Source organism: Rheinheimera sp. (assembly GCF_030690345.1).
Taxonomy (GTDB): domain Bacteria; phylum Pseudomonadota; class Gammaproteobacteria; order Enterobacterales; family Alteromonadaceae; genus Alishewanella.
In genome coordinates, this window is the sequence record NZ_JAUYGV010000006.1 from 477999 (window position 1) to 490399 (window position 12401).

A 12401-nucleotide genomic window follows, 5' to 3' on the forward strand; every position below is an offset into this window, starting at 1 on the left:
ATAATGATACAGCGGCCAGATGAACCTTAGGTTAATAAGAAAGCAGATTTTTATAATCAGAACGGGCAGGTTGAAATAAATTCCATCCGGCTGTTATCAGATGGATGTTGCAAACTGAGTTTTTCGGCATGCAGCTGTAAGCGGTTGGCCGTCTGCAGGGCAGGGAGATCAGCGTAAAACTTATCGCCGAGAATAGCGTGCCCCAGCCACTGCAGGTGCACTCTGAGCTGATGCGAACGGCCGGTAACCGGCGTCAGCCTGACACGGCTGCTGCCGCTGTCACGGCTTAACACCTGATAATGCGTCAGAGAGGGCTTGCCGTATTCGTAGCAGACTTTTTGCTTGGGCCGGTTGGGCCAGTCGCAAATCAGCGGCAAATCGATACTGCCGCAATCTGCAGCGATATGGCCGCTGACCCTGGCAATATAATGCTTTTCTGTTTCGCGCTGCTGAAACTGGCGGTTAAGCTCGCGCTGGCTGTCAGCGCTCAGAGCCATCACCACCACCCCGGAAGTAGCCATATCCAGCCGATGCACCAGGCGTATGCCGGGCCAAACCAGCCTGGCGCGGTATTCCAGGCTGTCTTTGTGCTCCGGCGCTTTGCCAGGTACAGTCAGCAAGCCGCTGGGCTTGTTAAACACCACCAGAGCTTCATCCTGATACAGGATATCCAGATAGGGCGACAGCGGTGGTGTGTATTGCAGCAGCATTATCAGTCGTGGCTCACAACTATCAGGCGGATAGCATCCAGCTTTAGTCTGGCTTTACTGATGTATTCTGCCAGCTGCCGCTGTTGTTGTGTCAGCGCGTCTATTTCATCCTGACGCACCGACGGGTTGTATAAGCGTAGTGCGGTTAAACGTTGTTGTTGCTCGTCCAGTGTGCTTGCTGCGCGCTGCTGCGCCGCCTGCAAAATAGCCGCTAACTGGCTTTCGGCGAAGCTTGTCGCTTTGGCAATTAACGGATGAATGGTAGTTTGCAAAGCGCCGGCCAGTTTGCTGCCGGTTTGCCGGCCAACCGGTTTAAGTTGCTTGTTTAACTGTTCAAAGCTGACTTTAGCCGACAGGTTATTGGCACTTTTATCCAGTAGCAACCTGATTGGCGTTGCCGGTAAATAGCGGTGTATTTGCAGTGCTGAGGGCGCGCTGGCTTCTACAATAAAGTTAAATTCCAGCAAGTAGCTGCCAACCGGCAATGCTTTATTTGCCAGTATGGCTACCGAGCTGCTGCCGTGCGGCTCGGTGGTCAGTATGTCCAGGGTGCCGCGTACCATAGGGTGGTCCCAGCTCAGCAGTTGTATGTCTTCTTCGGCCAGCGCGGTGGCGCGATCAAAGGTAACGGTAACGGCATCATCCTGTAAGCCAGGGTAGCTGCTGCACTGCATATGCTCTGACGGTGACAGAATAATACTGGTGTCGCTGCGATCCTCCTGATTAATGCCCAGCATATCCCAGGCTTTAAACATCAGCATAGGTAGTGCGGTGTCGTTATCCTGCTCTGCCAGCTGCGCTGCTAATTGTTTTGCCGCTGTGCCGCCGCCGGAGTTAATTTCCAGCAACTGATCACGACCCTGCTCTAATTGCTGTTTTAACTGTTGGTTCAGCTCGCGGCTTTGACTAATCAGTTGCTGCAGTGCAGCCTGATCAACACTTTGCTGAGCTAACAATGGCAGCAACTGAGGTGCGAAGCGCTCAAATACATTGCGGCCGGTTTGGCAGGTGTGCTCTAAGGCATCCAGGCCCTGCTGATACCACTGCAGCAGCACTTGTTGGGCATGATCGGCAAAATGCGGCAGGTGAAGTTGAATATCGGCCTGTTGGCCGATACGATCTAACCGGCCGATGCGTTGTTCCAGTAAATCCGGGTTCAACGGTAAATCAAACAGCACCAGATGATGAGCAAACTGGAAATTACGCCCTTCGCTGCCGATTTCAGAACACAACAGCAACTGCGCGCTGTACTCTTCCTGGGCAAAGTAGGCGGCGGCTTTATCGCGCTCCAGAATACTCATGCCCTCATGGAATACTGCTGCGCGGATACCTTCGCGCACCCGTACGGCCTCTTCCAGCGCAATGGCGGTTTCGGCACGGGCGCAAATCAATAAGAACTTTTCCTGCTTGTGGTTTTTCAGCAGGCTGAGTAAGTGCTCCACCCTGGGGTCAAACTGCCACCAGTTGCTTTGCGCATCAAGTTGCTGAAACACCTGCTCCGGAAACAGGTTAGCGCTGATGCGTTGCTGCTCTGTCAGTGCCGGGTTCAGACTGAAATGCACTTTCAGCGCATTATGGTATTGCTCCGGCAGCGGCAACGGAGTGATATGCGCATGGCGCTTGGGAAAGCCTTTTACGCCGGCGCGGCTGTTACGGAATAAAATGCGGCCGGTGCCGTGGCGGTCCAGCAATTGTGCCAGCACATGTTGCCGGGCTTGCGCCAGCGCGTCAGAGTCAGCTTGCTCGTTGCACAGTAAGGCCAGCTCAGCACTGAGATCTGTTTCGCGCAGCGCCTGTTGCAGTGCTGCCGCTTCAGTATTGGTGAGGCAGCGTTGCTGCAACAGAGGTTTGGCAATGGCAGCAATATGTTGATAGCCTTGCTCTTCTTGTAAAAAGGCGTCGTAGCTGTGAAACCTAGCCGGGTCGAGCAGTTTTAATCTGGCAAAGTGGCTCTCGTGGCCCAGTTGATCCGGTGTGGCGGTAAGCAGAATTACGCCGGCAGTATTGGCGGCCAGCTCGCTTACCCGCTGATATTCTTCGCTGGGTGCTTGTTCGCTCCACTGCAAATGATGGGCTTCGTCCACCACCAGTAAATCCCATTGGCTTTGCACTGCCATTTGCTGCCAGCGTGGCTGGTTCTTTAAAAAGGCTAAGCTGCATAGTACCAATTGTTCAGTGTCGAACGGATTGTCGCTGTCCAGCAGTGACTGCTCACAGCGCTCCTGATCAAAAACGGCAAAGTGCAGGTTAAAGCGGCGCAGCATTTCCACCAACCATTGGTGCTGTAATGATTCAGGTACCACTATTAGTACCCGGCTGGCCAGGCCACTGATCAGCTGCTGGTGAATAATAAAGCCGGCTTCAATGGTTTTACCCAGGCCGACTTCATCGGCCAGCAATACGCGCGGTGCATAGCGCTGCGCCACTTCGTTGGCAATGTGCAACTGGTGCGGAATTAAACTGACACGGGGGCCGGATAAACCGCGCAGCGGGTTTTGTTGCTGTTGATGCAAATGTTGCCACGCCTGGTAGCGCAGGGTGAACCAGTCAAAGCGGTCAATCTGGCCGGCAAACAGCCGGTCTTGTGGCTGGTTAAAGCTGATAAAGTGGTCGAGGAAGGTTTCACGCAGTTCAACATAGCTTTCATCATCCAACCGCGTGCCGCAGTACAGTAAAATGCCATGTTGTTCTTTTACCGCGCTTACCAGCAACTTAAAACCATCGGCGCTGTCAATTTCATCACCAACATTAAACTGCACCCGGGTTAACGGCGCTTCGGCCTGGGCATACAGCCGGGTTTCTCCGCTGGCCGGAAACAGTAAGGTTAAATGCCGGCCTTCCAGCGCGACTATAGTGCCTAAACCTAAATCGGATTCGGTATCACTGATCCAACGTTGTCCCGGAGCAAACTTCATCTTGTACCCTATCAGCTAAAATGGGGCGCTATGGTACCAGGGAACAGGCGGTACTGCACCTTGAATTAGTCACAAATATAACCTTATTGCGTGTCATAAGTTTGCCACACAGGCCTGGCACAGTGGTTAGTACCTGAGCTTGTTGTAAATTTTAGTTAATGGCTGAGCAAAGTGTGACAGTTGCACTATGCTTATTTTATGACACCGGTAAGCGGCCGGTGTCAGGCGAAGAGGAGCCCCGTATGGCGCGAAGAAAAAGCAAAGAAAAGAAAATTTACGTTCTCGACACCAACATCCTGCTGCACGAACCTTTTGCCTTCCTTAACTTCCAAGAACATGACGTTGTTATCCCGATGACGGTATTGGAAGAACTTGATCATATCAAAGATCGCAACAAAGACGTCAGCCGTGACGCCCGTGTTGCCATTCGTGCGTTGGAAGATGTGTTAAAAGATGCCTCTCCGGATCAGATGCTGCAAGGTGTGTCAATGCCGCGTCAGGATGAGCAGAAGCAGGGCGGGCATTTGTTTATCGTTAACGACCACCACATTACGGATGAAATACCGGGCCTGCCCGGAGGTGAAAACGATCATCTGATCATCAATACAGCCTTGTATCTGCAGCGGGAAAAAAGCCCGACTAAAGTGATCCTGGTCACCAAAGATATTAATATGCGGCTTAAAGCCAAAGGTGCCGGGTTAAAACTGGTAGAGGACTACCGCACCGATCAGCTGATAGACGACGTACGCTTTTTATATAAAGGCTACTACAAATTTCCCGGCGACTTCTGGAGCCAGGTGGGAGAGTGCCGCAGTGAAAACGCAGGCCGTGAAACCTATCATTATGTTAACCGCAGCGTACTGCCCAATGCCTATATTAACGAATATCTGATTGATGAAGTGGAGGGCTTTGCCGGCAAGGTGGTGGCCATTACCGACAAAGAAATCCGCATTCTCGATTTTGGCTATGAGCGCTTAATGCACCGCCATGCCTGGGGTATTCATCCGAAAAATATTTATCAGGCTATGGCAATGCAAGCCTTGCTGGATCCGCAAATGGATTTGGTGATCCTGACCGGCCCGGCCGGTTGTGGTAAAACCTTGATTGCGCTGGCGGCAGCGTTGGAGCTGGTGATAGAAAAAGGCATGTACGATAAGGTAATTGTTACCCGCAATACGCCGGAAATTGCCGAGTCCATCGGCTTTTTGCCAGGCACCGAAGAAGAGAAAATGGCGCCCTGGTTAGCTGCCATTACCGATTCACTGGAAGTGTTGCATAAAACCGATGAGCATCCGCATGCCAGCGTCAATTACATTATGGAAAAGGCCAATATTCAGTTTAAGTCGGTTAACTTTATGCGTGGGCGCAGCATTCAAAATGCCATTGTTATCCTGGATGAATGTCAAAACTTAAGTGCGGCACAGCTGAAAACCATCATTACCCGTTGTGGTGAAGGCACCAAGCTGATTTGTTCCGGTAATCTATCACAAATTGACAGCAACTATTTAACAGCTGTAACATCGGGTTTGACTTATATCGTCGAGCGGTTTAAGAACTTTGAAGGCAGTACCACCATCAACCTGAACGGTGTGGTGCGAAGCCGGTTAGCCTCTTTTGCCGAAGCGAATTTATAAGCTGTAGCAATACCGCCAAAGCCTGGTTGACTAATGCGGTAAATCAGCCAGGCTTTATGCTGTTCTTTTCCCGTACCCGTCCATATGGACATGCAAAGGAGTTGCATGCACAACCCATCCTATACTGAATACCGCAGAACCGGTCTGCTTGGGCTGATACTGGTGATATTACTGTCAACCTTTGCCGCAACCTTGCATTACCTGCGTAGTGTTGATGACAAAGTGGTGCAAACCAGAGCCAGGCTGGCTGCTGTCAGCACGCAATTGGACAGTCAGTTTGCGCCTGTACTGGCGTACAGCGAAGCGGTTATCAGAGCAGCGCAGCTTAAACTGGACGTGCCGGCGCTGGATACAGCAGACAGCATACTGCTGCTGGATTTAGACACTGAGCAAACGCAACAGCTGGCGCTGAGCTCAGATGACAACACGCTAACGGCAGAGCTGCAAATGTTGATGCGCCTACAGCCATACTTCGACATGGCCTCTGAAGCCTTACCCTCAGTTGTCGGTGTCTATTATTTATCAGAGCGCGGCTTTGCTTACAACGGCCAACCAAAATGGTCAGACTATATCGCCGATCATCTGTTGCAGTGGTATAAAAGTACGGCTAAAGAGCACGACTATGACCGCGGTATGGCATTTTATGCGGAGTTTATGCCACAACAAGCCGCGGTACTATTACCCTTGTATTCGGGTGAGCGCAGGTTGGGCAGTTTCCTGTTTGCTTTAACGCTGGAGCCAATGCTGGCGCCGATGTATAAGCAACATACCGATATCGACTTTATATTGCTGGACCAGGCCGGTAACCTTATCAGCCACTCCACAGCACAGCCGCCGCAAAGTACTACCGAGCATATGTTGCAAATACAACGGCTGAATACCATGCCCTGGTCATTGGCTTTGCTGGAGCAAAAAACCAGCTTATTTGCCGCCGGGCTAAAAGATTTCCTGTGGCATTGGTGCAGTTATGCCTTGTTGCTTGGCATCTTGTTATTAGCATTACAATATCGTTTTCGCCGTCGCACTTTGTCAGCCGTGCATCGGCTGACGGTACATTTAGAACGGCTGGCAAGCGGCCAATCGCATGGTGTACGCCATGTACCAAACGGCTGGCAGGATATTTTTGACCATATCTGTCAGTTGCAGCAAAAAGATAAACCCTCAGAGTAGGCGGTAAGAAAACTGATTGTTGCGGCTGTACAGTTGGTACTGCAGGCTGATGGTGCCGGGCAGCAGTTGTGCCGGCCCTGTCGGGTCTACCAGCAGATACTCGCGGCCTTCAATGGTCACTGTCATATCGTCCGCTTTTGCCGGCAATTGCACGGCCAGCATGGCATGTTGCGGCAGGTAAATCATCGCCAGCTTAACATCCGGCAATAACATGCGCAGCAGTGCCGCCAGCAATACGGCTTTGCTGTCGCAGTCACCGCGGTTTTCCTGCAGCATTTTCAGTGGCGGGCTAAAACTGGTGCCGGCGGCCTCGCTGCGGTCTGATAAATCCTGATAGGGTATTTGCTGTAACCAACTGCTGATATAAGCCAGTGAGTCACGGCTGGGGGTATTGGCCAATTTGGCGTGTAACGCCTGCGCCAGCGGCAATAAATCCGTTAAACTATCCGCCATCAAACGCTGATGATCAGGAATAATATATTGCTCCCCAAACAGCATAGTGTGACGGTAATAGTAGTCACGTTGTAAATAAAAGTCGGTGCGTTGTGCAGTGAGTTGCTGCAGCTCTGTGCTGAGCTTTTGCTGCAACTCTGTATCGGTAGTACGGATTTGGTAGCGCAAGCCGCTGTGTTGTGGCAAGCGCTTTAACCGGACATTAGGATACTGTGCAGCATGAGCCCGCAAATCCTGCCATAAATATTGCTGCAGTAACGCCGGTTGAAAACTGCGAAAGCTGCGAAAGTGTCCGGCCAGGGTGGCATTGCTGATAGCAAACTGCAGTTGCTGTGGCTGGCCGTTAAAATCAAATTGATAATTAAACTGCTGCTGTTGCGATTGTTGCGTTGTACTAAAGCGCAGTGGCGTAGCCGGTAATGCCGGCGTGCTCAACATAACGCCCAGTATAAGGCCCAGCAATCTCAGTGGTTTCATCGGGTTCCGGTAACATAACGGCGTTGCCATAACACTAAGCATAATGCCAGTAACAGTAAGATACCAGTGCTGCCGCCCGATACCTCCACCGTAGTGCTGCTGTCGATATAGCTGTCACGACCGTAATCTTCCAGCGGCAACAGATCCAGATTAATATCATCGAAGCCGGAGATCTCGGCCAGCAGGTAGCCGGTGGCCGCATCAAACAAACGGATGGTCAGCAGGTACTCATCTACCGCAAAGCGGTTTTCCAGTATGGTATCTATCGCCAGCCAGTCGTCAGCGCTGTCGCGGTACAGCTCAAACACGCTACTGGTATAAAAAATCCGTTCGCCACCGTAAGTGGGCAGCAGGCTGAACTCAGCAAACACCTGTTGATAGCGCTCTGAGGTGTCGGCATCCAGTTCCACTTCCAGCCGGTGGTAGTAACCATTATTGTTCAAATCACCGCTGAGAAATACCTCCACACTGTGAAACCAAACATGGCTTTGGTAACCCTGCACACTGACCGTTTGTGGCTTGTGGCTTTTCAGGCCGGCGGCCGCGTTGTTACCATGCCGCTCGGTAGTGCGGCTTTCTGCCGCCTGCGCCGGCAACGTAGCCAGTAATAAAGTGCAGCTAAGGGCCCAGATAATAATATTTTTCATAACGATATCTCCGTTTGCTTTGTTACTATTACAGGCTGTCGGCATGAATTTTGGCTGAACCCCAACGTAAAGGATGTGTAAAGCAATGAAGGTAGTACGCACTTTAGTGGCAGCAGGCGGCGATAATGCCATTGATTTGCTTAGCAAACATGTACCGGAGCTGTCCAAAGGCCGGCTAAAAGATGCGATGAGCAAAGGCGCGGTGTTACTAAGTGGCAAGCCGCAAAAGCGCTTGCGCCGCGCGCAAACAGCGCTGCAGGCCGGGCAGCAACTGCAGTTGCATTACGACGACGATTTGCTGCAGCGCCAATGTGCCGACGCCGTGCTGATCAGCGATCAACAGCAGTACAGTGTCTGGTTTAAACCCGCCGGTATGTTGTCGCAGGGTAACGAGTGGGGCGATCATCTGTCGTTAATGCGCTTTGCAGAGCAGCACTTTGCCGCTAAGCGCCAGGTGTTTTTACTGCACCGGCTGGACCGTGAAGCCAGTGGCCTGGTACTGCTGGCGCATACTAAAACTGCAGCAGCCGCGCTGAGTAAACTGATTGCTGAGCACAAGATCAGTAAGCAGTACCATATCCGCGTCAAAGGCCAGCTGAGTGACAGTTTATTACAGCAGGGCGACATTGGCTTACCGTTGGATGGCAAGCCTTGCCTGACGCGGTTCAATTTGTTGCAGTATGATGCAGAGCAGCAGCAAAGCTGGCTGAGTATTGCGCTAATTACCGGTCGTAAACATCAGATCCGCCGCCACTTTGAAGCCGCAGGGCACCCGGTAATGGGCGATCCGCAATATGGCAAAGGCAATAAAGACGCTGCCGGATTAGCGCTGCAGGCCGTTAGTTTAACGTTTACCTGTCCGCTGCAGCGTAAAGCTGTCAGCTTCAATTTGCCGCCATCCTTGCTGTTGTTCAGTGGCATGGCTTAATGGTTGACCGGCAAGCCGGCAGCTCTTAGCTCAGGTTGTCGCCGACAGTTGCCGGCAACTGCTCGTTATTGCAGCTGAGGCTAATGCTGCCAAGCCGGATCGCATTAAGTAAATCCTGCCGTACCATGCTACTGCGCCACTCACAGGCGCCTGGCTGCCCGCTGTTCAACAACAATAAGTGGCAGTTATCAATGGCATCTTGTTTTGCGGCCAGTGACCAGCATAGCCACAGTGCCTCACGTAGCGCACTGAGCTCTGATACCTGCCAGGGTTTGTCCAACAGCTCTGGTAAGGTTAAACGTAAACTTACCAGTTGCTGCAAAGCGGCCGTTTGCGGCAGCTGTTGCTGAAACTGTTGCGCCAGCTGTTGTTGCAGCACGGCGCCTTCTACCGCCGTAGTATTCACGGCCAGCCAAATCACGTCGTCCAGCAGGCAACTGGCCAGTATGTCGTCGGCCGGCAACTGCTGCAGAAAGCTGTGTGTGGCCAGGTGCAGCCGTTGTTCACCAAACTGCAGCTTCAGCTGTTTGCTGTCGGCGGCCGAAAACGCCATTAATGTCAGGTTTGCTTTGGCACTGTGTTGTTGCAAGCGCTGGCAAAAAGAATTCCAACCAGGCGAAAGCAGAGGCCGCACGGTGCCGGCCGGTTTGCGGCGGTACAGCAGTGCAGCGCCAAGGCTGAGACTCAGCAATAGCAGCGCCGCTTGTAACCACTTGATAGTGGCGCCCTGCTGTTGATTCAGCTGCTGTTGTTGCTGCATTTCGGTTTGATGTTGCGCGGCGGTAGCAACCTGCATCAGGCCGTTATTGATCATGTCCAGCTGTACTTTATTTTGTTCGGTAAACTGCTCAAAACGCAGGTTACCGGCCAGTTGCATATGGTGGTAACCTTGCTGCCAGTCACCGCGCTGCACCGCCAGTTGCGCCGCCAATTCGTTATAGCGAAACTTAAGGTAGGCCGCTGCCTGCTCCATCTGCGGTGTGATCTCGTGCAGCAGCTCTGCTGCGCGGGCAAATTGTTGTTGCTTGAATAACAATCCGGCCAGCGCGATGCTGCTTTCCTGCAGATAGGTTTGAATATTTTGCTGGCGAAACAACTGCAGCGCATCACTGAAGTACTGCCGCGCCTGCTCTGGTTGTTGTTGCAATTCAGCCAACCGGCCCAGGCCCTGCAGCGCAATGCCCACACGCAACAAATCATCCTGTTGCCGTGCCAGCGTTAGCGCTTCCTGTAAAAAACTGTCGGCCAGTGCGGCGGTGCTGCTATCTTCCAGGTAAGTTTCACCGATATAAATCAGCGTATAGGTATAGCTGGAGTGACGTTGTAGCTGATGATAACGCTGTTTTGCCTGCAGCAGGTGCTGCAAAGCCTGGTCATGGTCTTCAATTTTACGGTAGGCCATGCCAAGGCGCAGATGGATCGATGCCAGAGCTTCTTCATCCTGCAGGGCGGTAGCCAATATCAGCGCCTGATTTAAATGCTGGTAAGCCTGGCTGTAGGCATTATTTTGCAGCGTTAAGCGCCCCAGCGTAATGCGGGCTTTAAGTTCAGCCGCCGGTTGTTGGGTTTTTTCTGCCAATTGCAGGCTACGCTCGGCATAAGGAATAGCCTGTGGTATATCGCCCAGTTGATTGTACGCCTGAGCAAAGTTTTGCAGTACGTCACTGTACAGGTCGCGGCTGTGCATATCTTCTGCGTGTTGTATTAACTGACTGGCTTGTTCCAACTGAGTAATGGCAATAACGGTATCGCGATACAGAATGCCGTAGATTTGTGCTTTTAACAGGTAGGCCTGTGCCTGCAAATAGCTGTCTTGCGTTAACGTCAGCGCCCGGCCGGCGGCATCCATAGCGACATCTTTATTGCGCAGGCGCAACTGGGCTTTGGTTAACACCAACCAGTCTTCAGCGCTCAGCGTATCAGCCGGCTGCGACAGCAACAGGTTGCTGATCTGCTCGGCATGGGTGGACGCATATTCCAGCCGCTGCGCTAAAGGCTCTGCGGCTAAACTGCAGGGTAATAACAACAGCGCAATGATAAGACGCAGCAGCATAGTGGCAACAGTCAGGTGTTTTGCCGCAGTGTAGCCGGTATTGGGTAACACGGCTACACCTTATGCTGCGGCTGGCCGCTGAGAAAGGCCTGCACATTTACGGCCAATTGCAGCACCATCCGCCGGCGCGCTTCAGCACTGGCCCAAGCCATATGCGGCGTAATAATCAGGTTTGGTAGTGCCGTGTTGCACAAGAGGTCATCCGGCGCCGGCGGTTCCTGCTCCAGCACATCCAGTGCGGCGCCGCCCAATTGGCCGGTTTGTAACGCCGTTAGCAAGGCCGCTGCATCAATCAGGCCACCACGGGCGGTATTAAGCAGCAAAGCGCCGCGTTTTACGCCGGCAAAGGTCCCGGTGTTAAACAAATGCCGTGTGCTGTCAGTTAGCGGGCAGTGCAAGGAGATGACATCGGCCATGGCTAACGCAGCAGTAAAAGCGACGCGTCCCGGCCGGCACTCTGTTGCACCCGGTTGCTCGGCAATAATCACCTGCATACCAAAAGCGGCTGCCAGTTTAGCGCTGGCTTTACCCAGGGCACCATAACCGATAACCACAAAGCATTTGCCGGCCAGCTCGGTTACCGGGTAATCCAATAAACAAAAATGCGGGCTGCGTTGCCATTCGCCACGCTGCACAGCTTGTTGATACTGCTGCACTTTGTTGGTTAGCTGCAACAGCAGGGCAAACACATGCTGCGGCACTGCAGTGTCGGCATAACCCCGGACGTTGCATACGGTAATGCCAAGTGCTGCGGCGGCCTCCAGGTCAACATTGTTCACGCCGGTAGCAGCGACACAAATCAGTTTCAGCGCCGGCAGTTGCTGCAATATGGCCGCGCTGAGTTCGACTTTATTCACTATCGCGATAGTGGCGTGTTGCAGCCTGGGCAGGATCTGCTCTTTTCCGGTATGCGGATAACACACCAACTGCAGGTCAGGCTGTTGCAGGGCAGATAAATCAGCATCGCCCAGGGTAGCGGCGTCAAGAAAAACCATGGTGTGCATTATTTCGTTCCGTAGCAAGTTCTGTATCTAAATAAGGTGCAAAAGCAATGTCTTGCCGCGTTATACCAGCGCCTTGGCGCCTCGTAAACCATTGCACGAATAATTCATGCTAAAGTCGCATAGTCTGCGCTTTGAATGTTGCAGCCCAATGGTTTATTTCAGGAGTTTTCCTATGTTTCCAGCGCGTTTCCAGCCAGTGCTGTTTGCCTTTATTATGTCCGGTTTTATGGCTTTTCTGATGTCCGGCATTCTGACCTTTATTAATTTGGGCTGGTTTGATGCCTTTTTCAGTGCCTGGTTAAGAGCCTACCTGTATGCCCATTGCTGTGCCTTTCCGCTGGTGTTTATCTTTGCGCCGTTAAGCCGTAAGTTAGCCGCTAAGCTTAGCAAAGCCGCTTAAAATGGGCGTT

At 52.3% G+C, this 12401-nt stretch carries 10 protein-coding genes; 4 read left to right on the forward strand and 6 right to left on the reverse strand.

The window, feature by feature from the left end; genetic code table 11:
• Positions 1 to 56: 56 nt before the first annotated feature.
• Positions 57 to 710, reverse strand: a complete 654-nt coding sequence (locus Q8O77_RS06820; RefSeq protein WP_371133452.1) for a pseudouridine synthase — start codon at positions 708 to 710, stop codon at positions 57 to 59.
• 2 nt (positions 711 to 712) lie between these two features.
• The gene (gene rapA, locus Q8O77_RS06825) at positions 713 to 3625 is read right to left on the reverse strand and encodes an RNA polymerase-associated protein RapA (protein WP_305552101.1); all 2913 of its coding nucleotides are present in this window, start codon (positions 3623 to 3625) and stop codon (positions 713 to 715) included.
• 242 nt (positions 3626 to 3867) lie between these two features.
• Here rapA and Q8O77_RS06830 point away from each other — a divergent pair, with 242 nt between their 5' ends.
• Positions 3868 to 5259, forward strand: a complete 1392-nt coding sequence (locus tag Q8O77_RS06830; protein WP_305552102.1) for a PhoH family protein — start codon at positions 3868 to 3870, stop codon at positions 5257 to 5259.
• Between the two features lie 105 nt (positions 5260 to 5364).
• Positions 5365 to 6429 (forward strand): hypothetical protein, encoded by a 1065-nt coding sequence (locus Q8O77_RS06835; RefSeq protein WP_305552103.1) that lies wholly within the window; start codon positions 5365 to 5367, stop codon positions 6427 to 6429.
• Here the strand turns inward: Q8O77_RS06835 and Q8O77_RS06840 are convergent.
• On the reverse strand, positions 6421 to 7359 hold the full coding sequence (locus Q8O77_RS06840; protein WP_305552104.1) for a transglutaminase domain-containing protein: 939 nt from the start codon (positions 7357 to 7359) through the stop codon (positions 6421 to 6423). The genes Q8O77_RS06835 and Q8O77_RS06840 overlap by 9 nt on opposite strands.
• Positions 7356 to 8006, reverse strand: a complete 651-nt coding sequence (locus Q8O77_RS06845) for a choice-of-anchor H family protein (RefSeq protein WP_305552105.1) — start codon at positions 8004 to 8006, stop codon at positions 7356 to 7358. The genes Q8O77_RS06840 and Q8O77_RS06845 overlap by 4 nt, the downstream gene beginning before the upstream one ends.
• A gap of 85 nt (positions 8007 to 8091) precedes the next feature.
• Here Q8O77_RS06845 and Q8O77_RS06850 point away from each other — a divergent pair, with 85 nt between their 5' ends.
• On the forward strand, positions 8092 to 8934 hold the full coding sequence (locus Q8O77_RS06850; RefSeq protein ID WP_305552106.1) for an RluA family pseudouridine synthase: 843 nt from the start codon (positions 8092 to 8094) through the stop codon (positions 8932 to 8934).
• A 25-nt stretch (positions 8935 to 8959) separates the two neighbouring features.
• Here Q8O77_RS06850 and Q8O77_RS06855 read toward each other — a convergent pair whose 3' ends face one another.
• Complete coding sequence (locus tag Q8O77_RS06855; RefSeq protein ID WP_305552107.1) at positions 8960 to 11038, reverse strand: hypothetical protein; 2079 nt, start codon at positions 11036 to 11038, stop codon at positions 8960 to 8962.
• A 2-nt stretch (positions 11039 to 11040) separates the two neighbouring features.
• A complete protein-coding gene (locus Q8O77_RS06860; RefSeq protein WP_305552108.1) occupies positions 11041 to 11991 on the reverse strand; it encodes a D-2-hydroxyacid dehydrogenase in 951 nt (316 codons plus the stop codon).
• A 172-nt stretch (positions 11992 to 12163) separates the two neighbouring features.
• Here Q8O77_RS06860 and Q8O77_RS06865 point away from each other — a divergent pair, with 172 nt between their 5' ends.
• Positions 12164 to 12391 (forward strand): DUF2798 domain-containing protein, encoded by a 228-nt coding sequence (locus Q8O77_RS06865; RefSeq protein ID WP_305552109.1) that lies wholly within the window; start codon positions 12164 to 12166, stop codon positions 12389 to 12391.
• Positions 12392 to 12401 lie beyond the last annotated feature (10 nt).